This window comes from Pedobacter xixiisoli (assembly GCF_900215335.1).
GTDB lineage: Bacteria > Bacteroidota > Bacteroidia > Sphingobacteriales > Sphingobacteriaceae > Pedobacter > Pedobacter xixiisoli.
In genome coordinates this window covers 1,478,082-1,502,474 of the sequence record NZ_OCMT01000001.1, presented here as the reverse complement: position 1 = coordinate 1,502,474, position 24,393 = coordinate 1,478,082, and the positions used below count along the sequence as shown (strand labels likewise).

The window sequence follows — 24,393 nt, the reverse complement described above, 5'->3', positions numbered from 1 at the left end:
GGTTAGCTGTTATGTTTTTGCGCTGTAGCTAGTTTTCCAAGCACCAAGTGTGCTTCGGTAGACTGTTGCTCGTGGTTTAAACCTGCAATAAGAAATTTATGATGGAAATCATTTCTACGGTTAAGGGAATCAAAGCCAAAAGTTGTTTTGCCTAAAATCATTCCGTGCTCGCCAGCCTGACTTAATGCCACATCATATTTGTTTTTATTTCTCAAGATCATTGCGCCACGTAAAACCTTGTTTTGATGGCCGCCTGCAACAAAATCAATATGCTCTGATGCTTCAGCTAAACCTTTGTTGCTATAGCCATCAGTTTCATAACCCAAATGAGATAAGCAAATTACAAAATCACATTTCAGATTGTTTTTAAGATAATCGGCAGTTTGATTGGCTGCCTGATAAGGATTTTTGAATTCGATACCTGGTACATTTAAAGATGCGCCAACACCGGTGATGCCAATTTTTAAATTTTTATTCTTAAGTATGATGTACGGTTTTACACTAGAAGATAATTTGGCATGGCTAAAAGTATAATTGCAATTAACCAGAGGGAAATCCATTTGAGGAAGTAGTGCTGCAAAAGATTCTTGACCCATATCCAGTTCATTTGCGCCTATGGTTACCGCATGATAGCCAATTTTATTCATTAAGTATATGGTTCTTTCGTGTTGGTCTCGAGCATTCCCATGTGCTAGGAAATTACCCCCATCAACATTTAAGCCGGAAGTTTGCTGGTTTTTAATCAAATCGACGATATTTTTAATCCCTCCATGACCATTATGATCGGCTTCAATACGGCCATTCAGGTCATTGGTTTGATATATAATCATACGTTCGCTATTAAGCGTGCCGATTTTTTTGGTGATGACAGCTAATGCGTCCAAATGACTGCTAAATAGAGCTGCGCTGGTAAGGATACTTGATTTTTTTAGAAAAGATCGTCTAGCTTGGGTCATGATAAATAATTTAGATGGAGTAATGTTAAAGAAAAGTTCTGAAACGAACAACTTTTAAGAATATTATATTTTTATTGTAACTATTATATGTGTATAAAAGCGGCTAATTTATTTTTTAATAAAAAACATTTGGAATTGAATATAATCTTTTACTACTTTTATCGGCGTATTGTAAAGTGTATAAGACTTTTACAACTTATCTTTTTAAATTAGAAATTGCAATAAAGTAATTGCTAAATAAAAAAGATAAAAATAGAAAACTAAACATAACGCTCATCATGAACAAATTAACCGTTGGTTTATTGCTGCCTGTATCTACCATCGTTCCGATGTCTAGAGATTTTGAACAGGGATTAAAGCAAGCAATCAAAGACCAGGTTAATCAGTCTGATTGGGAAGTAGAACTCATTCCTGAATTTATAGGTCAAGGTGGTAGGTTAAAGGTAGAAGAAGCTATAGATAAACTTTTTTATCATTACCAAGTAGATGTAGTTGCCGGCCTTGTTTCTAATATGGTTGCAACGGCGGTTGCCCCTAAATTTGAGCGTTACAAAAAGCCTATCATTATAAATAATATTGGGGAGCATATACCTAATCCAGCGTTATTTAACCCTTACATTTTTATCAATTCTACTCATAGCTGGCAACAAATCTGGTCGCTTGGGTATTGGGCGGTTAAAGCCTTTGGTAATAAAGGGATGTTTGTAGCTAGTGTATACGATGCGGGTTATTCTTTTAGCAATATGTTAACGCTCGGAATGGAAGCTGCAGACAAAGAGAGCACAATGCCTTTTTCTATCGCACAGGTTACTCCAGGAGCCAAAACTACTGATCCCAGGACTGTTTTTGAACACATCGAAATGTTTAAGCCAGATTTTGTTTTTAGTGCATTTTGTGGAGAAGAGGCTACTGCTTTTCAAGAAGCTTATGCAACTTCGGCCGCTAAAAATATTCCGTTATTAGCTTTGCCTTTTTTGCTGGAAAATTTTGATGCAAAGGAAAATGAGCTGGAGATCTACACGGCAATAAGCAGTACTGAACTAGTTTCTGAAGGAGAAAGTGAGAATAAGGTTGCTGAGCAAGATCAGACTTATTACCAATTAGGTAAAGAAACAGGAATGATATTGGCCGAGGCGCTTAAAATAAAAGGTGAAAGAAGTTTGACAGATGCGCTGAATCAGGTGAAGGTCAACTCCCACCGAGGGGTTTTGCATATCGATGCTCAAACACCAGGGAAGGAGAATCAGGTTCATCTGGTGAAAAATATACATTCTGGAAATAGAAATAACATCAAGCGGGAGATTGTTGGCAGGATCGAAACAGTGAGTATAGACAATAAGGCTTTGAGTGATTCACTTCAGCAGCTTTCATCAGGCTGGGAAAATCCTTATCTAGGTATATGATTATGATGTAGGCAATATGAAAATAGCGGTTGTTTGCAATACTGATTTTTTAGCCATTCCTTCTATTCAATTTCTGAAGGAAAAGCATTTTCTTGCGGGCATAGGTATTCCAGAAAGGAGTAAATCTATGTTGCGCCAATCATTGCAAGCTGCTGGTATTGGTTCTGATGCTATAACTGTTTTTTCAAATGGCACTTGGAAGGAAGATATGGAGAGCTGGTTGCAACAGCTAAATCCAGATGCTGTATTTGTAATTGCCTTTCCTTGGAAAATACCTGCATCGATTTTGAGTATCCCTTTCATGGGGTTTTTCAATTTCCATTTTGGGGTATTGCCTAAATATAAAGGGGCTGATCCTATTTTCTGGCAAATCCGTAACATGGAAAGTCATGGAGGCTTGTTCATCCATAAAATGAATGCTGAAATAGATGCTGGACCTGTGGTTTGGCAGAAAGCAATGGCCATTTATCCGGGAGAAAATTACGACATGCATAGTATTCGTATAGGTTACGAAGCTGTGGAAGAGCTAAAGCTTGTACTGGATCTGATGGAGCGGGATGAGCTAAAGGAAAATATACAGCCAGCGCATCAAGGTTTGTATGATCAAAAACCTAGTGTAGCCCAACTTACCATAGATTGGGAAAAGCAATCGGCTCGTGAAATTGAATATTTGGTAAACGCCTGCAATCAAAAGTATGGCGGGGCATCTACATTTTTGAGAAATGATGAGATACGGATACTGGAAGTAAGCCCGGTAGATATGCCACCCATACCCGAACAGTTACCGGGAACCGTTGTGCATGCCGATGCACTTTACGGATTGGTGATCGCATGCAAGGGACAAGAGTTTTTAAAAATAAATGTGGCACACATGCGGGAAGGTTATTTGTCTGGTGCAAAGCTTTTTAGTATGGGTGTGGCAATAGGAGAACAATTAATTTAAATAAGAGAATTATGGATGGAACTATATCAGAAATCCGAATGTTTGCACCACCTTTTGCACCAAGAAATTGGGCAATGTGTATGGGTCAAACATTAAATATTAGTACAAACCAAGCACTTTTTTCACTTTTGGGTACTACCTATGGTGGTAATGGTGTACAGACTTTTATGCTCCCTGATATGAGAAGTAGGGTTCCTGTAGGTACTGGTGTAACTAGCGGCATAATTCAGATGCCTCTTGGTGCAGTTGTAGGACAAGAAAACGTAACGCTTTTGCTCTCAAACATGCCGATACATAATCACGTCGGTAGTTTGGGAGGCTCAGGTAAACTGTTAGTAAGTTCTGCTGCTGCCAGTTCAGCAACTCCAGTTGCGGGAGCTAGTATAGCAAGTCCTGTTAAAGCAACGGGAAGATCGTCAACACAGCTGTTGGGCTTTAAAAATAATGCCCAGCCAACTGTTGCTTTGAATAATGCTTCACTAAATACATCGCCATTAACAGTAACGAGTGCTCAAGCTGGTTCAGGTCAACCACATAGCAACATTCAGCCTTATCTGGGCATCAACTACATTATTTGTTTACAAGGAATATATCCATCAAGAAATTAAATCAAAAATATTATGGACGATTATTTAGGAGAGATCAGGTATTTTGCAGGTAATTTTGCACCTTTAAACTGGCGTTTTTGTAATGGCGACCAGCTAGCTATAGCACAATATGATACTTTATACGCATTGATCGGTACTACTTATGGTGGAGATGGTGTGACCACTTTTAATCTACCCGATTTTAGAGGACGAGTGGGCGTGGGGACTGGACAAGGTCTAGGTCTATCACAAGTTGTACTTGGGCAGAAAGCTGGTACTGAGACGGTAACTCTGATTCAGACACAATTACCTGCTCATACCCATGCAGTTGTCCCTACAACGGTCACTCCAACAACAACGGTATCCGTTACTGATGCAGAAGCAGATGCGCATCTGCCTACTACGGGAGCAGCTATTGCATCGGCGGGCTACATGAATTCAGGTTCATTTGTACCAAATCTCGGTTTTAATTCAGCAACTCCAGCAGTCGCACTAAACCCTGCTACGGTTGATTTAACATTTACTGTGAACAATGGAGCTACAGGAGGTTCACAGCCACACGATAACATGCAGCCTTACCTGGCTGTTAATTTTATCATTTGCGTTTTAGGAATTTTTCCATCAAGAAACTAATTAAAATAAAAGAATATGGACGGATATGTAGGAGAAATTAGATTGTTTGCGGCTACTTTTGCACCTAGAAATTGGGCATTTTGTTGGGGGCAAGTCGTAGCAATTAGAAGTAATACTGCTTTATTTTCAATTATTGGCACCTATTACGGTGGGAATGGTACAACTACTTTTCAACTGCCGAATTTTGCTGGCCGAACGGCAATAGGCCAAGGGGGAGGTCCAGGGCTAAGTACATATATAATCGGAGAAACGGGCGGAACGTCAACTGAGACCTTGGTCCAAGCGCAAATGCCTGCGCACACCCATAACAACACAGTATCTGCACCCGCATCTGGTACAAATCTATTGGTAAGTGCTGCGGATTCAACTTTGGCTGTAGCTACTGCTGGATCAGTAATTTCTACACCGGGTTACACTGTGGCCACTGGTCTGGCTAAAACACTAGGTTTTAACAATGCAACTCCAAATACGGTATTGCATACAGACTCGATTAAGGTAAATAATACATCATTGACTTTTGATACTGCTGGTGGGAGTATTCCGCACAACAATATGCAGCCGTCTCTTGGGATGAACTATATCATTTGTATGTATGGTGTATTTCCAGCGAGAAATTAGTCTGCTAATTGATATGACCAAGAGGGTACTTCAGTAAACTCATAAATGAAGCTGATAGAAGAACCAGAAGGTAAATTCAACATAGAAACTAAACAATAAGGGTTAGTGATAAGGGACTCAGACGGGCCCAATTCCAGCTTGCTAAATATCTTGACATGGGTGAATAGACAGATATCGGGACTGGAGTTTTGAAAGACTGGGACTTTAAGCCTAGGACTACGATATTCTTGGTTGGAAAAAGATACGGATGCTGAATTCTTATTTAAAGAAAACAGTTTGGCCATTAAAGAACGCTCAGTAATGGCAGAAACTACAGGAGCTGCAGCGTTGTAAAGAAAAGGTTCTTTGGAAAAGGAGGTAATTATCGCTTCGATAGTCACTTCTTCAGGGATGAAAATCCCTCCATTTACCAATTGGGGAGCTAGATTTCTGGTGATAGCAACCTGAGGTTCAACTAAAAGCGCATGGAACATGGTTTCTGAAATTACCATGTGCAGGTTAGAGTTAGGATAACGATACGAGATTGCATCTTCTACGGAAATGCAATCCACAAAAGATAAAAGATCGAGCTGGGTAAAGAGTTCTTTAACAAATTTAACGGATTCTGGATGGATGTCAATTAAGGTAACCTGTAGCTGATTTGGCTTAAATAGAGGCAAAATAGGGAGTAGGATGGTGGCAAAAGGGCCACAGCCAGCATATAGGATATTTATTTTTTGATTGGGAAAGCGAAGCAGTAGTTCTTGGATAGCGAGGTACGTTCCTTTGATAAAACGGGCAGTTCTGTAGTAATCCTGAAGGCAGTCGGCTGCATGATCAAAGGAAAGGGCAATGCCGCCCTTAAGTACCTTTTCTGCTTGGTCAGATGGTTGAGGGCTACGGTTGGAGCGGAAAGCTAAATAGAAGTCGGAGAGCGATTGTATGGCATGCACCTCTTCGTTGGGTGTACGCGATTGAAGAATAGTTTTTGTAATAGCGCTAAGCTTTGATACAGTCATTTTAGTATGGATATGAGCATCACAATATATAGAATAAAAAATATTTAAATTAACTAATTACAAGGTATATGAAAATAAAACTACTCGTATTGTTTCTAACACTTAGCTTGCCTTTCTTGGCCAGTGCTCAGTTTCTGGAAACGTTTGAAACTGCCGTTAGCGGCAGCACTTCTTTTACAAGTAATAACAAAACGTTTAGTTTCACTAATCTAACTGGTAGCCCTGGTGATTTTAAGATTCAAGGTGGATTTACAGGTCTAGGGCTTGGTTGGAACGGAACAGCTGCAGATGACATATTCATTGATAATGATGGTTTTGCGAATAATCCACAACCTCCAGCATTACAAATCTCCAGTGGTACCGCTTTTAGGGTCAACAGCTTTTGGATCTATCTGGCTAATGCTTCCAATGACGTGAATGTTACAGGAACACTTAAGATTACTGGATATTATAATGGCGTAATGCAATTTGAAGCAAATTCAACTGCTGGTTTTAACAATACAAATGCTGGAATCGATAACGGGTTTAAGTTAATTGATCTAACTACTTTTGGAGGTGACAATAATACTGGGAAAAATGTTGATGCCATTACCATTTCTACGACTGGAGATTTTGGTTACATCGCGTTGGATGCTTTCCGTTGGTCGGGCGCTTTAGCACCTGCATTTACGGCGCATCCTTCTAATGTTGCGATTTGCCCTGGTTTAAATACCAGCTTCTCGGTAAGTACAACTAATGCCTATAGTTATCAATGGCAGGTAAGCACTGGTGGTGCTTTTACGGATATTGCGAATGGCGGAGTGTATAGTAATGCAACCACAGCAACATTAGCTATTACTGGTGCTACAGCAGGCATGAATGGTTACCAATACCGTTGCGTTGTTAACGGAGTTCCTGCATTTCCTGCAGCTAATTCAAATGCTGCTACCTTAACAATAAATCCTACACCGTCTTTTACTGCTCAACCTAGTAATACATCTATTAACAATGGAGGTAATACTACAATCACCGCCACAGCGGCCAATACAAATAGCTATCAGTGGGAGGTAAATACTGGGAGCGGTTTTACTAGTTTGACTAATGGGGGTGTTTATGCTGGAGTAACTACCGCAACATTGACGATAACGGGCGCTACGCTTGGCATGAATGGTTATATGTATCGTGTGGTTGCAACAGGTAACTGTTCGCCAGCTACAAATTCCGATAACGCTACGTTAACTGTAACTAATTCAGTAATTACTGCTTCCGCTAATCTAGGTGGTTTTACTACCACTTATGGAACAAATTCTTCTTCGCAACAGTTTAATGTTTCGGGAACTAATTTAACTGCGGGCATCACAGTTACTCCTCCAACAGGTTTCGAGGTGAGTACAAACAATAGTACTTTCCTATCTACGGTTACCATTGGTGCTGCAGGTACAGTAACTTCAACACCTATATATGTGAGGTTAAATAGTACAGTGGCAGCGGGTTCTCCTTCAGGAAATATCCAATTGACCAGTACTGGAGCTTCAACGGTGAATGTATCGACCACCACTAATGGTGCGAATACAGTTAGTGGTGCACCAATCACTATTACTGCTAGTAATGCAAGTAAAACCTATGGTCAGACATTGTCAACCACAACGGGCTCTTCAGCTTTCACGCTAACTAGCGGAAGTTTGCAGAACGGAAATACATTAAATACGGTAACGATCAATTATACTAGTGGCGCTGTAGCTACAGCTGCGGCAACAACATATACTGGGGCAATCGTACCATCGGCCTTAACTGGTGCTAATGGATTTTTGATTAGTAATTATACTATTACTTATGCAGGGGGTGATTTGACCGTAAATCCAGCTTTACTTTCTATTACTGCTGATAACAAGACCAAGGTTTACGGAGCGGCAGTACCTATTATGACAGTGAGCTATAGTGGCTTTGTGAATGGAGATACTCAAACTAACTTGACTAGTCAGCCTATCTTGAGTACTTCTGCAACAGCTGCATCCTCTGTGACGGGCAGTCCTTATGCCATTACTGCGTCAGGGGCAGCAAGTTCAAATTATACTATCAGTTATGTGCCGGGTACCTTAACGGTTACCCAAAAAACATTGACTATTACAGCCGGTAACCAGACTAAGGTTTACGGTGCACCAGTGCCTACGCTTACAGCGAGCTACAACGGCTTTGTGAATGGTGATACAGAGACCAATTTAACTACTCAGCCAACATTGAGCACCACAGCAACAGCGGCATCTTCTGTAGCGGGCAGCCCTTATGCCATTACAGCAGCAGGTGCAGCAAGTTCAAACTATGCTATCACTTATGTGCCAGGTACCTTAACGGTTACCACGGCAGCATTGACCATTACGGCTAACAACCAGACTAAAGTTTACGGCGCACCAGTGCCTACGCTTACGGCGAGCTACAACGGCTTTGTGAATGGTGATACGGAGACCAATTTAACTACTCAGCCAACATTGAGCACTACGGCAACAGGAGCATCTTCTGTAGCTGGCAGCCCTTATGCCATTACGGCATCGGGTGCAGCAAGTTCAAACTATGCTATCACTTATGTGCCAGGTACCTTAACGGTTACCAAGGCGCCACTGACTATTACAGCCAGTAACCAGACTAAGGTTTACGGCGCACCAGTGCCTACGCTTACGGCGAGCTACAGCGGCTTTGTGAATGGAGATACACCTTTGAGCTTAACCACTCAACCAACATTGAGCACTACGGCAACAGCGGCATCGTCTGTATTGGGCAGTCCTTATGCCATTACAGCATCGGGTGCAGTAAGTTCAAACTATGCTATCATTTATGTGCCAGGTACCTTAACAGTTACCACTGCAGCATTGACCATTACGGCCAGTAACCAGACTAAGGTTTACGGCGCACCAGTGCCTACGCTTACGGCGAGCTACAGCGGCTTTGTGAATGGAGATACACCTTTGAGCTTAACCACTCAACCAACATTGAGCACTACGGCAACAGCGGCATCGTCTGTATTTGGCAGTCCTTATGCTATTACTGCGTCAGGTGCAGCAAGTTCAAACTATGCTATCACTTACGTGCCAGGTATCTTAACGGTTACCCCTGCAGCATTGACCATTACGGCCAATAACCAGACTAAAGTTTACGGCGCACCAGTGCCTACGCTTACAGCAAGCTACAATGGCTTTGTGAATGGAGATACAGAGACTAATTTAACCACTCAACCAACACTGAGCACTACGGCAACAGCAGCATCTTCTGTAGCGGGTAGCCCTTATGCCATTACAGCATCGGGTGCGGCAAGTTCAAACTATGCTATCACTTATTTGCCAGGTACCTTAACGGTTACCCCTGCAGCATTGACCATTACGGCCAATAACCAGACTAAAGTTTACGGCGCACCAGTGCCTACGCTTACTGCGAACTACAGCGGCTTTGTGAATGGAGATACACCGCTGAGCTTAACCACTCAACCAACATTGAGCACCACGGCAACAGCGGCGTCGTCTGTGTTGGGCAGTCCTTATGCCATTACGGCATCTGGTGCGGTAAGCTCAAACTATATCATCAATTATGTAGCAGGTACCTTAACGGTTACCCCTGCAGCATTGACCATTACTGCCAATAACCAGACTAAGGTTTACGGCGCACCAGTGCCTACGCTTACGGCGAGCTACAGCGGCTTTGTGAATGGCGATACACCTTTGAGCTTAACCACGCAACCAACATTGAGCACTACGGCAACAGCGGCATCGTCTGTGTTGGGCAGTCCTTATGCTATTACGGCGTCAGGTGCAGCAAGTTCAAACTATGCTATCACTTATGTGCCAGGTACCATGACCATTACCCAGAAAGCATTAACCATCACAGCTTCGGCGAGGACTAAAACCTATGGTGATGCGGTGACTTTTGCAGGTACTGAGTTTACTTCATTAGGTTTGACCAATAGCGATGCAATTACCAGTGTGACCTTAAATAGTACGGGAGCAGCAGCTAACGCTACCGTGGCAGGCTCTACCTATCCAATTGTTGTTTCGGCAGCTATTGGTACAGGATTAGGTAATTACACCATCAGTTATGTAAACAATCTTTTAACTGTAAACAGAAAAGCGCTAACCATTACGGCAGATAACAAAGAGAAATTTGTAGGAACGGTTAATCCACCATTAACAGTTAGCTACGCCGGGTTTGTAAACAGTGAGACTTCTAGTGTTTTGACAGGCTCATTAAGCATCACCACTACCGCGGTAACCAATAGCCCGATGGGTGATTATCCAATTACGGCGAGCGGTTTAGCAGCGGCAAATTATACCATTTCATATGTAAACGGTATACTTAAAGTTAAACCAGGAGCACCAACTAGTGTGGGCTTTGCTGCTGTAACTTTGTTAGAGAACAGACCTGCTGGAACCAATGCAGGAACATTGAGCAGTACTTCTGACGATCCTGCGGCAACATTTACTTATAGCTTGGTTGGTGGAACTGGTGATACAGATAACGCATTGTTCGCTATTTCAGGAACTTCATTGAACACTGCCGCTCTACTGGATTATGAAACCAAAGCTGCTTACAGTATTAGAGTAAGAAGCACTACACAATATGGATTCTTCTTGGATAGAGTATTGACAATCAATTTAACAGATGTAAATGAAGTGCCTACGTTGGCTGCTATCGCTAATCAAACGATATGCTATACCAGAACTTCGCAGAATGTAGCTTTAACCGGAATTAGTGCGGGTCCTGAAACTAGCCAAACCACCAGTTTATCAGTAGCTAGTAGCAACGCAAACTTGTTTGATGTATTAAGTGTATCTGGTAGCGGCACTACAGGAACCTTGGTTTATCAGGTTAAATCTGGTGCTGTGGGAACGGCAACCATTACCGTAACAGTTAAAGATAACGGTGGAACGGCCAATGGTGGAATAGACACCTATAGCCGTGCTTTCGTAATCACAGTGAATGCTTTGCCGGTGGTGGCGATTAATTCAAACCTAGGTCTTTCTGTTTCTAAGGGAGCTACGGTTCAGTTAACGGCAACAGGTGGAACAAGCTACAGCTGGTCTACAGCAAATGGTATTATCAGCGGGCAGAATACTGCTGTGCTAACGGCACGCCCATCTCAGACCACTACCTATACGGTTACAGCAACTAACGCAAATGGTTGCAGTGAAACCAAAAGCATCACCATTACCGTACAGGAAGATTACCAGTTGATCTCAGGCACAAACATCCTTACTCCGAATGGTGATGGTAAAAATGATTACCTGATCATCCGTAACATCGATATGTATCCTAACAACGAAATCAAAATCTTCGATGTTGCAGGTAGAGTAGTGTACAGTAAAAAGAGCTACAATAATACTTGGGACGGTATGCTCAACGGTTCGCCATTGGCAAAGGGCACTTATTATTACATTATCGATTTTGGTGATGGCAAGCTCAAGAAAAAAGGTTTCGTATCAATTGTAAGAGATTAAGGGGGATGATGATTACTAAAATGAATAAGCTCATGAAGATGAAAAGACATATAATCGCGTTGCTAGTATCGGGTATGGCATTTGGTACGGCAAGTGCACAATTGGCACCATTGGGTGCCATGTACTACCATAACCAGTACCTTAACAATCCAGCATTTGCTGGGATGGGACCTGGCCTAGAGGTTGACCTTGGCTACCGCCAGCAGTGGAGCACGCTTCCAGGATCACCTAAGGTGCAGGTATTGACAGGTTCCTATGCAATGACTCCAAAAGCAGGGCTGGGGCTGAGCGTGTATAACGACCAAACGGGACTTTTCAAACATACCAGGGTAATGGGAAGTTATGCCTACCATCTGCCAGTAAATAGCAAAGGCGACAAGCTTAGCTTTGGTATCTCGCTAGGTTTTATGGACGAACTGGTAGACCAAGGAATGATGGATGGTGATCCGAACGACCCTTCGACTAGAAACTTCAACGAACGTAGGCAATATGTGGATGGAGATTTTGGAATAGCCTATACCAGTGGCAAATTGAGTTTGCAGGCAGCAATGCCTAACCTAAGAAATGGCCTTGGTTTCAGTAAGGACGGAGAAGAGGTGGTGAACGAGGCAAGATACTTTGCCGCTGCGAGCTACAGAATACGCCTGTCGGAGAGTGAGGGTGTTGGACTGGAACCTAAAGTAGCCTTCCGCGGGGTACGTGGTTTTGATAACATTTTGGATGTAGGGGCGAACTTTACCTTTGCAGACGATAAGATTGGCTTGATGGCGATGTACCACAGCACCAAGAGCACTTCTTTTGGTGTAAATGCCAAGTTATCGAAGGCCTTCAGTTTATTGGGATTGTATACTTCCAATACCTCGGCACTTGCAAGTCAGACAAATGGTAGTTTCGAACTAAATTTAAAAATCAATTTATTTAAATAGCCAGCAAAAAATAGATTGATATTTTACCATATTAAGGAATGATCACTTTCCAAATATCATCCAATCGAGCATTTTAATTAAAGAAGAAGCTCGAATATTTAGGAAATCACGAAGTTAATCTCTTAATAGCTTAACTTTTAAAATCGATTAGGTAGAACATAATTTACCTAATCGATTTTTTTTATGGGTAGTTTTTTTAATTTTCTTTTGAACTTGCCCATTTTTAGCTGATATTGAATATATCGCTTATTGCTCGTGTTAATAATACACTTTAATTTTACTCGAAAATAGCAGTGAACTCTACATGTGCGTGCATTAATTCCATTAGATATTGTGTCGTCTAATCAATCTAGAATAATTGATTATAGAGGAGGATTTTAGTTCGGTGGATATAAGTAGAGATTATATCGCAACATATAATTTTAGAACCAAAAAAGAGGGCTCTACCAATCATCGGTAAAGCCCCTTAATGTTACTTTTATTACAAAAAATCAAACCTAAGCGGTTACAACTCTTTTATCTTTATGTTTTTGAAGCTCACTTTATCGCCATGATCTTGCAACAAGATATGTCCTCTATCAGCTTCTCCAAAATTTGGCCACACCTTGTATTTACTTTGTTTCACCAATTCACGAAACTCTGGCGATTTTCGTTCATATTCTAATACTTTAACTCCGTTTAGCCAGTGTTCTACATGGTTGTTTTTGTTAACAATGACTTTTCCCGTGTTCCACTCTCCAATAGGACGAACGGCATTTAACTTATTAGAAGTTTTCAGGTCATATAACGATGCTATTGTGCGGTTTCCGTCTCTGCCTAATTTAGCATCGGGGTGAACTTCATCATCCAAAACTTGATATTCTAAACCTATGGCAGATGCATTTGAGTTTTCTTTTAAAGTCACGAAATATTTTACACCGCTATTTGCTCCTTTGGTTAAGCGGAAATCAAAAGCAAGCTCAAATGCAGCATAATCTCCGATACTTACGATATCTCCAGCATTTTTAGATTCTGCACCATTTGCAGATTGAATGGTAATCATACCGTCTTTAATCAACCAACCATTTTCTCCAGTTGGGAATGTTGCTGCCTTTGCGCTTCTCCAACCTTTGCTGGTTTTGCCATCAAAAAGTAGTTTCCAACCAGCTTTTTTTTCTTTAGATGTTAATTTGTTGTCTTGTGCATAGCTAACTACATTCATTAATAGGAGAGATGCAATCAGCGTTTTTAAAAGGTTATTTCTTTTCATTTTTTAAATTTGTGTGTTGATGCTAAATAATAGAGCGTTAATTATTTAAAGACTTTTCCATTCACCATTACTTCCTGTCTCTTCTCATCAAATGTCGCTTTTGAGCCAGTGTGGGCTGCAGCCGTGGTCATAATGTTAGCTATACTGTGGCTGTAACCAGCTTCTACAGGTGCATTTGGTTGTTTACGACTACGAATACATTCCATCCAGTTTCTCACATGGTTAGAGGTTAAGATATCGCCTCCAGTATTGGCAGATGCCACTACTGATTCGTTATTTGGTAAAGCACTTTCAGTAAGGAGATTTGCTTTCATTCCCATAGCAGCAGCAGCACGCTCTGTCAATCCTCCTGTTGGAGATATTTTATTGGTGATTAAGTTCAGTTCTCCTCCGTTAGAATAATAGATTTCCGCAGGACGCTCATCACCATTGTGCATTCTCGATCCGAAAGTTACCTGAAATCCTTTTGTTAGATCATCTTGAGGTCCGTAATCAAATGCAGCTAAAATGGTATCCCAGTTACGGCGTCCATCTTTCCACTGATAAATGCCACCATTAGCTACTACGCTACGAGGGTATTTTAAGCCGGTAAACCAATGTACCGTATCAATTTGGTGGCTCATCCATTGACCAGGCAGACCTGACGAGTAAGGCCAAAATAGTCGGTATTCTAGATATATCCTTGGGTCAAACTTTTCATAAGGCCTATTCATCAAAAAGCGTTTCCAATCCGTGTCTTCCTCTTTCAAGGTCTTCAGCAATTCGGGTCTTCTCCAGCGCCCAGGTTGGTTTACATTCCAAGTAAGTTCAACCATGGTAATTGGACCAAATTTTCCTGATTTGATATAATCATTTGCTGCGTGATAATTGGAACCACTTCTACGTTGTGAGCCAATTTGTACAATTTTACCTGTTTCGCGAACAGCTTTAAGTGCTACTCTATTATCTTCCATGCTTTCGGCAAATGGTTTTTCTACATAAGCGTCACAACCTGCACGTACAGCTTCGATGGTGTGTAAGGCGTGTTGAAAATCGGCAGTGCCAATAAAAACCGCATCAATTTTGGCATTGCCATAAAGTTCTTCATTGTTGCGATAGGCATTTACCTTATTATTCATTTTCTGGCTCCATATGGCTGCACCTTCCTCTCTTCGGTTTTTCCAAATATCTGAAACACCTACAATTTCGAAATTCATCTCTTTGTAGTGGTTCATAAAGCAGGGAAGGTGAGAGCCGCGATGTCTATCGGAAAAGCCCACAACGCCAACTCTTACACGGTCATTAGCACCTATAATTCGATTGTAGCTTTTTGCACTAAAAGTATTTTTTGATACCAACATGCCAGCCGTTACAATTGAGGCCTGCGTGATAAATTTTCTTCTAGAATTTTCCATTCTTTATTTTAAGTTGATAATTTTTAAAAAATTAATGTTTTGGTTCAGGTTTATTTTCACAACGAAAGCGCAGATGGTGCTTGAGCCTAACACTTTTAAGTGCTAACTCATCACGGTAAACTTTAGTTAAATCTAAAGAGCTGGGATTGATCTTTGGTTTCATACAGTTCATTTATCATTGCGTAGACAAATAATTTTTCTTTTTACTGCTTTTGTGTGGCAATTGAATCGAAAAGTCTACGAATTTGGTTACAACTATAAGAGACCTTAAAGCACAAATCTTACCCCTTAAAAACTATGTTTTTTCGTTTGTAGGTGTAACTTACTGTAATATAGTGATTTGTTTTTGTTGATGTACAAGTAAAGATATCAAAAATAGAAGTGTAGGCCAGTCAGAGCGAATGCTCTTGTAGGCTTTTTGAAGAAGATTGTGAACAGATTGCTTGTTGATGTTCATCAGTTCGGAAATTTGGTCATAATCATAATTCTCGTAATACCGTAAGTAGATAATTTCTCTTTGGCGGGCAGGAAGTGAATTAAGAATTTTTTTTATTTTGTTGGCAAGTTCGGCATCTTCAGTATTTTCAATGATTTTTTCCTCAATACTATATTCGAGAAAAAAATCATGATCATTTTCTGTAAGTGTTTCTGTTTTGTTCCATTTGGTTTGTTCCCTGAAAATTCTATTTCGTAACGCTACAAATAAATACCATTTTATTGTTTTAGGTAAAGTTAAACCTTCTCTTTTTTTCCAAAGTTCTACAAAAAGCTCTTGAATACAGTCTTTTACGATATCTCTATCTGTGTTGAAACGCGAACCGTAATTAAACAGTATGTCTGTATATTTTTTGATTAAGGCATCGAAAGAAGACGCGTCTCCGTTGCGAAGGCCGCTCCAGAGCAATTCATCATCTTGTTGATCTTGCTTCCTTTTATCAAATGTCATCAATAGTGTTCTATACAGAAAATGTGGTTACAATAACCGAATGCTACAAAAATAAATATAAAGTTGACATTTAATAATTTATGCAAAATGAATGATGCTAAGTACGGTTATGAGGTTCAGGATTTATTTTTATTTAAATTTTAATTACTGATTGTCAGTTGTTTAGTTATTTTTTAAAATAAAATGAAATTTAGGAGGGTATTATGGGCTAGTTAAAGTCTCTTCTTTATGTAACCAAATACTAACCTAATATATGAACAAAAAGTACTTAATCATTGGCGCACTTTCTTGTGTCGCATTTTTTTCAGCTTGTAAAAAAAACAATAACAACGGGGCAGAAATAGAAGAAATTCATCCAGATGATTTACCACCAATAGACAACAGCATACCTTCGGTTAACATCCTTTGGAACCACGCTAGTGCTAAAAAAGTATCTCATACTACTTTCTTTTCAGATTACGGAAGAATTCACCGTGCTGCAGATGGCAATTTAGTGATGGCCTACGGTTTTGGTCCGGATGTGAATAATACTCGTATCAGTATTGCGGTTAAAAGAAGTACCGATAATGGAGTAACTTGGTCAGAGCCTAATGTGGTAATGAATGGAGTTAATCAAGCTAACTATACTGGTTTTGCAAATCCAGAAATGTTGGTGATGAAAAATGGCTGGTTGATGTTGGCTTTTGAAGGCAAAGGTAAGCCCGATGATAACAACAAGAACAACATGCAATTCATCATCAGTAAAGACAATGGATTAACCTGGGGACAGCCACAAATTGTAGCCAAAGGCAGAGCCTGGGAACCAGGTATGATTCAACTGCCAGATGGAGAAATTGAAATGTTTTGGTCTAGCGAAGCTAAATGGTGGCCTAGTAGCGATGTGCAGCAGGAGATTTTAATGGCTCGTTCTAAAGATAATGGAGCTACTTGGGCAACCCCAGAAACTGTAGCGTATACTTACGGCATGAGAGATGGGATGCCAACTCCTGTAATCTTGAAAGATAACAAAGGGATGATCTTTACCATCGAATCAATCAGAGATGGTAAATCACCTTACGTGTTATGGTCGTCAATGGCGGCACGTTGGAAATATAAAACATTGGGAACTTCTACTAACGGCAGAAGGTGGTTATCTACGGTTGATAATATCTTCGGTGCTGGTCCGCATTTATTGCAACTAGAAACTGGCGAAACTTTAATTTCGTTTCATTCCAAAGATGGTAGAAATGTAAGCAACTTCCACAAAGAAATTATGTTGGTTTACAGAGGAAATGGCCTTGCAAAAAATGCAGTGAGGATAAGCGATCCTTGGTTAGATTTGCCGCTTGATCAAGGTGCATATTATAGCCAGATGTTTATGAAAGATCAGAAAAATATCATCATGGCTACCACTAGAAGTTTTGCTAATGGAAGTAGCGAAGTATGGACGAAAGAAGGTCGAATTGTGCATAATCTTCCAAAAGCCAAATGGACTGTTAAAGAATTTAGCTCTGAAGAGCCGTCTAATAATCGTTTAGCTGACAGGTTGTTGGATAATGATCCTACCACTTTTTGGATCACTAGATATTCCGTAAATGCAACTAACTACCCTAACCATTTTGTGACCATAGATATGGGTGAGAAATTAGAATTAGATGGATTTAGTGTAGCACAGAAGCCTGGGGACAGAAAGATTGCCACTATGGAGATATTAACGAGTGACGATAACATCACTTTCACTAGCAGAGGTACTTTTACATTGAAAACTAAAGATAGAGAAGAACACTTATTGCCATTGCCTGCTAAAATATCTGCAAGATATTTTAAGTTGGTACCTAAAACTGGAGCAGATGCACAAAGACAACCGGGCTTAGCGGAAGTGGGTGCTTTCACATTCGATTAAGGAGGTTAGCAACGTTAAATATAACCTATGTTGTAATTGATTAGCTTTGTTGGATGGTGCCAATAAAAACACAAATAGGCCATTCATCATTATTATCGCACAAAAAAAATGAAAAATTACGAGAATTTTGGAGTAGAAGACTTTTTAGCTGATGAATCATTCATTGATTGGGTAAAATTGCCTAACGATGAACAAGATCAATTTTGGGCTGAGTTTATGGCTTCACATCCAGCAAAGCAAGAAGAAATAGATAGGGCTAAAACGATATTATTATCCTTACAGCTACAACCAGCTACGGCACCATTATCGGCAAATGAAAAGTTAGCTATTCATACTCATATCCATAGTAGAACTATCGATATTCAAGAAAAGCCAGCTGTTAGACTTTATGCGCAAACCTGGTTTAAGGTTGCGGCGGTATTGTTAGTTGTTCTTGCATCTTCTATTTGGATATACAATGCGCAATTAAAACACAGCACGGCTGATACGGCAAGTGTGAGCTCAAACTTTATCGACTACGTTAACAACGATAAAATAGCAAAACTGATTAAACTAGAAGATGGAAGTATGGTTGTACTTTCGCCTAATTCAAAATTACATTACCCTAAAAAGTTTGATGATACGATAAGAAGGGTTGAGTTAGAGGGAGAGGCTTTTTTTGAAGTGCAAAAAAATCCAAATCAACCTTTTGTTGTTTACAGCGATAACATGGTCACCAAAGTACTGGGAACCAGTTTTACGGTAAGCGCATTTTTAGGTCAGAAAAAATCCGTAGTGGTTAACACAGGCCGTGTTCAGGTTTTAAATCAAGATCAAGAACAACGTACAATTTCTGAGGAAGTTATCACTGCTAATCAGCAGGTGATATTAACGAAAAAAGATGGCGAATTGAACAAACAAACGCTAGCTGTGCCTTTGGTTTTGTCGCTAGAAGTAGCGTTACGTACTTTCAAATTTGATAATGCACCGGTAGGCGAAATAGTTGCCAAACTGGAGGAGGCTTATCACGTGAAAATCAATTACAATCAAGAGAAATATGCCAAGGCAACCGTTACGGCTTCACTAGGGCAGTTATCATTAGAAGAAAAAATTAAGATGATTTGCAAGGCCATAGATGCCGATTGCAATTTCAACGAAGGTCAAATCACAATAAATTAAACTTTTTAAAATGAACCTAAATTGTCAGATGATGAAGACATAAACTAATTATAAAAAAGAAGCCAGCAGTATTCGCGGTACTGCTGGCCGATTTTTAGAGCCCTAAACTTCTTACAGTTATTGGATACACCAAGAGGTGTATAAGGGCATACTATGCGAGTTACTAACCAAATAATAACCCAAAACAAAATTATGAAATATAAACCTTTACTCGTAAAAATTATGAGTATTACTTTTCTACAAGTTTTTATAGTTCTTTCTCTTTTTGGTACAGCTTTGGCAACGCCAACACGTGGTCAAGATGTTTTGAACAAGAAAATCTCCATAGATCAGTCTGATGTGACTATGGGCAACGTACTTAAAAAACTCGAGTCAGACTATAACATCAACTTCGTTTACAGCCCACAGGTGATAGATCCTAACAAAAAAGTTAGAGTTTTTAGCCAATTGCGCCCGTTATCAGAGTTGCTAGATCAATTATTTGTATCGATGGGATTAACCTATGAAGCATCAGATAATGTAATTGCTATTCGTAAGGTTAGAGATGCCAACTCAGCTTCAAAAGCCATTAATATTACTGGTAAAGTAGTTGATGAGGAAACTGGAACACCAGTACCAGGCGTAACGGTTAGGGTTAAAGGCTCTACCGCTGGAACATTTACTAATGCAGAAGGAGTTTACGTTATTAATGTTCCTGATGAAAATGCAACTATCGTTTTCTCTATATTGGGCTATGATACTCAAGAGAAAGTTGTGGGTAGCCAAAAGGTCATCAATGTGATCTTAAAAAGTTCAAGAAGCGAGCTTAATCAGGTTGTAGTAGTAGGTTACGGTACACAAAAACGTCAAAATGTAACGGGTGCTGTAGCTAGTGCCAACTTAGAGTCTTTTAAAGATGCACCTAATACTAACTTCGCACAAAGTTTACAAGGTTCGGTACCAGGATTAAACGTTGGTCCAGTTACTACTGCGGGTTCTACGCCAACCATCACTATTCGCGGTCAAAATACCATCAATGGAAACCAAAACGTACTTATTATTTTAGATGGAGTTCAATACTATAATTCTTTAGGCTCCATCAATCCTGATGATATTGCGTCAATAGATATCTTGAAAGATGCAAGTTCAACTGCCGTTTATGGTGCACAGGCAGCTAACGGTGTAATGTTGATTACCACTAGAAAAGGCAGTAAGAATACTCCTCCGAGAATTAATTTTTCTACTTCTTATGCTACGCAAGAACCATCAGTTGATTTACGCCCGATGGGAAGGGAGGAATACTTAGATAAGGTTCGTAATTTGTACTATAACAGGGCTTTTTTGGCACCAGGCTATACTGTTCCAGATCCTTCTTTCAATATTGCCAATTATGTAGATATTTCTCAAAGAGTACTAACCTCTGGGCAACCAAATACTCTAGTAGATACCGATTTTGATTGGTGGGAAGCAGGTACAAAAAGAGGTTTTATCAATGATAACCAATTGAGTATTTCAGGTGGTGGCGACAAAGTTAGCTATTTGTTATCAGGAGCTTACACCAACCAGGCTGGTTTTATCGTTAACGATTTGTTTAAACGTAAATCTATCCGATCTAATATTGAATCGCAAATATTTCCTTGGGCTAAAGTTGGATTACAAGCATTTGGTTCATTTGTAAATAACGATGGTCAAGAGCCTACTTTAAATGAGTTGATGATACAGTCACCTTTAAACTCGCCATACAATGCAGATGGTACTTTAAGACCTCAACCATTCAATACTACTGGTACAAATCCATTCCTTTCTTATGATGTAGATGATAAGGAAAGACACAATACGCTTTTTGCCAACGTTTATACGCAAATAGATTTTCCTTTTGTTAAAGGATTAAGCTATAAGTTAAATGTAGGTGTTAATTACAGAACTGATCTTCGTTATAATGCAAATCAGTATGGTGCAAATTTAACTGGAGAAGCATACAAAAATAACGAACAGTACTCAGATTACACCATCGATAATATTTTAACCTATAACCGTAGTTTTAACAAGCACAGTATTACTGCAACAGCTTTATATGGTGCTGTAGAACGTCAAAGCGATTACTTCCAAGCAAGAGCTACAGGTTTTACTCGTATGAATTTAGGCTACAATAATTTAAACTTGGGTGCATTACAATTTACCAATTCAAATGCTTGGCAAGAAGCGTTGAATTACCAAATGGCAAGAGTAAATTATGCATTTGACGGTCGTTATTTGCTTACAGCTACTATAAGAAGAGACGGATTTTCAGGTTTTGCAGCCAATAATAAGTTTGCCACATTCCCATCATTATCTTTAGGCTGGGTATTAAATGAAGAAAACTTTGCAAAATCGCTTAAATGGTTAAACTACGCCAAACTACGTGTAGGTTATGGTGTGAGTGGAAACCTTACCTCAAGGTATTTTTCTTTAGATAGAGTTACTTCCGACCCTGCTTATGTATTTGGTGATGGAGGAACAACTCAGTATGGCCAATTTGTCGCTACGTTGCCAAACCCAGATTTAAGATGGGAAAGAACAACAGAATACAATGTAGGTTTAGATTTTACCGTACTCAATAATCGTATAACTGGTAGTTTCGATTATTATAACAGACGTACTAAAGACTTATTATTTCCGGTAGAAATACCAACTGTTACGGGTTATGATAGGATTAACACTAATGTTGGCGAAGTTGCCAATAAAGGCTTTGAACTATCTTTGACGTCAAAGAACATTCAGTCATCAAATGGTTTCAATTGGAGTACCACCGTTGCAGTTTCTAGAAACGTAAACAAAGTGGTAGCTTTATTAGGTACAGGAGATTTAGTTTCAAGTAATCTATTTATAGGCCAACCAATATATCCAGTTTTCGATTACAGAACTAATGGGATTTATCAGTTAAATGAAGTACCGCCGCCAGGATTTTTTACTGGTAATATTAGGGTAGAAGATATTAACGGAGATGGATTGATCAATACCAATGACCGCGAGATTTTAGGTGCAACTCAACCTGCTTATCGTTTTAGTGTATTAAATACATTTAAATACAAAAAGTTAAGTTTAACTGTGTTTGTTAACTCTATACAAGGCGGATCTAACGGTTATTTGGGCAACAACACACAGACTAGACGTTTAGATGATAACAACGTTCGCTGGAACCATATCAGTGGTACAGATTTCTGGAGCCCTAGCAATCCGAACGGTAGATATCCAAGCTTTACTTTAGCGCCAGCAATTGCACCAGCTTTGTTTTACGATAGAAGTTTTGTGCGTTTACAAGACGTGACTTTATCTTATCAAATAGATGGTAAAATTTTCCAAAAGGCCGGTATTAAAAACTTAAATGTTTTTGCTAGTGGTAAAAACTTGTACACTTGGACCAATTGGCAAGGTTGGGATCCAGAAATTGGTAATGGTGGCATGACGACTTCGGGCAGACCATTGTTAAAAGGATATTCACTAGGACTTAACGTAACTTTTTAATCATCATGAAAAAGATATTCATCATATTCATCCTTTTTGTTGCAGCAAGTTTTACTGCTTGTAAGAAGGGCTTTTTAGACGAAACCCCACGAGATTTTTTAAGTGGGGGTAATGCTTACAAAACCGCTGCAGATTTTAATATCGCAGTTAACGATATGTACCGTGTTACTCGTTTCGAATTTTATACTAGAAACGAAAACCATCCTTTCGATTACATGTACGGTTGTGATATTGTATTCGATGGTCAGCCATTTACGGGTAGACATACACCAATGAGCACCGCTTATGCGCCAGTTGGTGGTGGAGATATACCAGGTACACACTGGTCTGCATTTTACAAAATCATTTCAGAAGCCAATGCAATCATAGATAGAGCACCTGGTTCTAGTATGACCGATGCAGAAAAATTAGCTGTAACGGCAAAAGCTAGATTCTTCAGAGCCTTTGCTTATCGTTCATTAGCTTATTTGTTTGGTGGAGTACCATTGGTTTTAAATGAAGTAACTAGTCCAAAAACTGATTTTGTAAGAGCCACTAGACAACAAGTTTACCTGCAAGCAATTGATGATTTGAAGTTTGCCGTAACTAATTTGCCTTCTATCCAAGCGGTTAGAGATGGAGAAATCAGTAAACAGGCAGCTTCGCACTTATTGGCAGAAGTTTATTTGGCGGCAGGTCAGTTCCAGAATGCCGTTGATGCAGCTACCGATGTAATTGGCGATACCAATGTACGTTTAATGACAACCCGATTTGGAACAAAATCAACGGTAGCTACGGGAAATGTATATTGGGATTTATTCCAGCCTGGTAACCAAAATCGTAAAGGCGGTGTTAACCTAGAAGGTTTATGGGTAATTCAATTTGAAACAGATGTGCTTGGTGGATCATCAAACACTGCCGGACAGCCTAATAATTATTTATTAGAAAGGCATGTTGGTCCTCACTTCAATTTAACTCCTATCAGTCCAAATCCATTCGTTTATCCAACTAGTGATTTAACTGGCGGAAGAGGTGTGGGATGGGCTTTATCGACCAGACACTTTAGTAATACGATTTGGCAAAGCGACTGGAATAATGATATCCGTAATGCGAACATCAACTTCGTAAGAAATATCCCATCTAAAAATCCCGCTTCTCCATTTAATGGACAGAATATCTCTACAGAAAATCCACCAGCAGGAATAACGGTGCCGAGCAGAAACTTCTATGCTTACCAAGCTAAAGCAACTACGCCAGGCGGTCATCCAGCAGCGCTATATGAAAATGCCGCTACAGGTTTATTGAAAAACGGAGCTGGTGGCACGTATCTAGATCAATACATGTTCAGATTGGCAGAAACTTATTTCATCAGAGCCGAAGCTTATCTAGGTTTAAACAGAAAAGATTTAGCAGCTAATGATATCAATACGGTAAGAGCTCGTTCAAATGCTAATCCAGTGTTAGAAGCTAATCTTGACATCGATTATATTTTAGATGAAAGATTACGTGAATTGGGTTACGAAGAGAAAAGACGTTTAACCTTAATGCGTTTAGGTTTATGGTACGATCGTGTTACTCGTTTCAATCCATATTATGCAGCGATGGCGTTACCACATTACAATTTGTGGCCAATTCCTCAATCAGAAATTGAGCGTAACAACACCGCTGTATTAGAGCAAAATCCAGGTTATCCAAGATAAAAAGTTATTCCTCTAAATTAATTCCTCAGTAAAGGAACAGTTATTTTTTAGCTGTTCCTTTTAACTATTGATAAGGGAA

Annotated in this window: 16 protein-coding genes; 11 read left to right on the top strand and 5 right to left on the bottom strand. The window is 39.8% G+C overall.

From position 1 onward, the window contains the following. Window positions 1–2 precede the first annotated feature (2 nt). Window positions 3–956: a bifunctional UDP-sugar hydrolase/5'-nucleotidase gene (locus CRO54_RS05925; RefSeq protein ID WP_097129753.1), complete on the bottom strand. Its 954-nt coding sequence runs from the start codon at window positions 954–956 to the stop codon at window positions 3–5. 278 nt (window positions 957–1,234) lie between these two features. Between CRO54_RS05925 and CRO54_RS05920 the strand changes: the two genes are divergently transcribed. The 5 genes from CRO54_RS05920 to CRO54_RS05900 are packed head-to-tail and all read left to right on the top strand — an operon-like array spanning window position 1,235 to window position 5,140. Further along, the gene (locus tag CRO54_RS05920) at window positions 1,235–2,359 is read left to right on the top strand and encodes an ABC transporter substrate-binding protein (RefSeq protein ID WP_138765758.1); all 1,125 of its coding nucleotides are present in this window, start codon (window positions 1,235–1,237) and stop codon (window positions 2,357–2,359) included. A 16-nt stretch (window positions 2,360–2,375) separates the two neighbouring features. Next, window positions 2,376–3,302 (top strand): methionyl-tRNA formyltransferase, encoded by a 927-nt coding sequence (locus CRO54_RS05915; RefSeq protein ID WP_097129749.1) that lies wholly within the window; start codon window positions 2,376–2,378, stop codon window positions 3,300–3,302. Between the two features lie 11 nt (window positions 3,303–3,313). After that, window positions 3,314–3,910 carry a phage tail protein gene (locus CRO54_RS05910; RefSeq protein ID WP_097129747.1) on the top strand — a complete coding sequence of 199 codons (597 nt, stop codon included), beginning with the start codon at window positions 3,314–3,316 and terminating at the stop codon, window positions 3,908–3,910. 12 nt (window positions 3,911–3,922) lie between these two features. After that, entirely contained in the window at window positions 3,923–4,522 is a 600-nt protein-coding gene (locus CRO54_RS05905; RefSeq protein WP_097129744.1) for a phage tail protein, read from the top strand. A gap of 15 nt (window positions 4,523–4,537) precedes the next feature. After that, complete coding sequence (locus tag CRO54_RS05900) at window positions 4,538–5,140, top strand: phage tail protein (protein WP_097129742.1); 603 nt, start codon at window positions 4,538–4,540, stop codon at window positions 5,138–5,140. Here the strand turns inward: CRO54_RS05900 and CRO54_RS05895 are convergent. Next, complete coding sequence (locus CRO54_RS05895; protein WP_097129740.1) at window positions 5,137–6,138, bottom strand: SAM-dependent methyltransferase; 1,002 nt, start codon at window positions 6,136–6,138, stop codon at window positions 5,137–5,139. The two genes, CRO54_RS05900 and CRO54_RS05895, sit on opposite strands and share 4 nt — an antisense overlap. A gap of 68 nt (window positions 6,139–6,206) precedes the next feature. On the opposite strand from CRO54_RS05895, the gene CRO54_RS05890 reads away from it, so the two are divergent. Together CRO54_RS05890 and CRO54_RS05885 are read left to right on the top strand one after the other, a co-directional pair. Further along, window positions 6,207–11,597 (top strand): MBG domain-containing protein, encoded by a 5,391-nt coding sequence (locus tag CRO54_RS05890; protein ID WP_097129738.1) that lies wholly within the window; start codon window positions 6,207–6,209, stop codon window positions 11,595–11,597. A gap of 38 nt (window positions 11,598–11,635) precedes the next feature. After that, window positions 11,636–12,523, top strand: coding sequence for a PorP/SprF family type IX secretion system membrane protein (locus CRO54_RS05885; protein WP_240775027.1), 888 nt, complete (start codon window positions 11,636–11,638; stop codon window positions 12,521–12,523). Between the two features lie 505 nt (window positions 12,524–13,028). Here CRO54_RS05885 and CRO54_RS05880 read toward each other — a convergent pair. The 3 genes from CRO54_RS05880 to CRO54_RS05870 all read right to left on the bottom strand — a co-directional run bounded on the left by CRO54_RS05880 (window position 13,029) and on the right by CRO54_RS05870 (window position 16,112). Then, window positions 13,029–13,772 (bottom strand): 3-keto-disaccharide hydrolase, encoded by a 744-nt coding sequence (locus CRO54_RS05880; RefSeq protein ID WP_097129735.1) that lies wholly within the window; start codon window positions 13,770–13,772, stop codon window positions 13,029–13,031. 41 nt (window positions 13,773–13,813) lie between these two features. Continuing rightward, on the bottom strand, window positions 13,814–15,166 hold the full coding sequence (locus CRO54_RS05875) for a Gfo/Idh/MocA family protein (protein WP_097129732.1): 1,353 nt from the start codon (window positions 15,164–15,166) through the stop codon (window positions 13,814–13,816). A gap of 322 nt (window positions 15,167–15,488) precedes the next feature. Next, window positions 15,489–16,112 (bottom strand): RNA polymerase sigma factor, encoded by a 624-nt coding sequence (locus CRO54_RS05870; RefSeq protein ID WP_097129730.1) that lies wholly within the window; start codon window positions 16,110–16,112, stop codon window positions 15,489–15,491. Between the two features lie 253 nt (window positions 16,113–16,365). On the opposite strand from CRO54_RS05870, the gene CRO54_RS05865 reads away from it, so the two are divergent. From CRO54_RS05865 to CRO54_RS05850, 4 genes are all read left to right on the top strand, one after another. Further along, window positions 16,366–17,994, top strand: coding sequence for an exo-alpha-sialidase (locus CRO54_RS05865; protein ID WP_097129728.1), 1,629 nt, complete (start codon window positions 16,366–16,368; stop codon window positions 17,992–17,994). Between the two features lie 108 nt (window positions 17,995–18,102). Further along, a complete protein-coding gene (locus CRO54_RS05860) occupies window positions 18,103–19,152 on the top strand; it encodes a FecR family protein (RefSeq protein WP_097129726.1) in 1,050 nt (349 codons plus the stop codon). 222 nt (window positions 19,153–19,374) lie between these two features. Further along, window positions 19,375–22,635 (top strand): SusC/RagA family TonB-linked outer membrane protein, encoded by a 3,261-nt coding sequence (locus CRO54_RS05855; RefSeq protein WP_097129724.1) that lies wholly within the window; start codon window positions 19,375–19,377, stop codon window positions 22,633–22,635. Between the two features lie 5 nt (window positions 22,636–22,640). Then, a complete protein-coding gene (locus CRO54_RS05850; protein ID WP_097129721.1) occupies window positions 22,641–24,314 on the top strand; it encodes a RagB/SusD family nutrient uptake outer membrane protein in 1,674 nt (557 codons plus the stop codon). Window positions 24,315–24,393 lie beyond the last annotated feature (79 nt).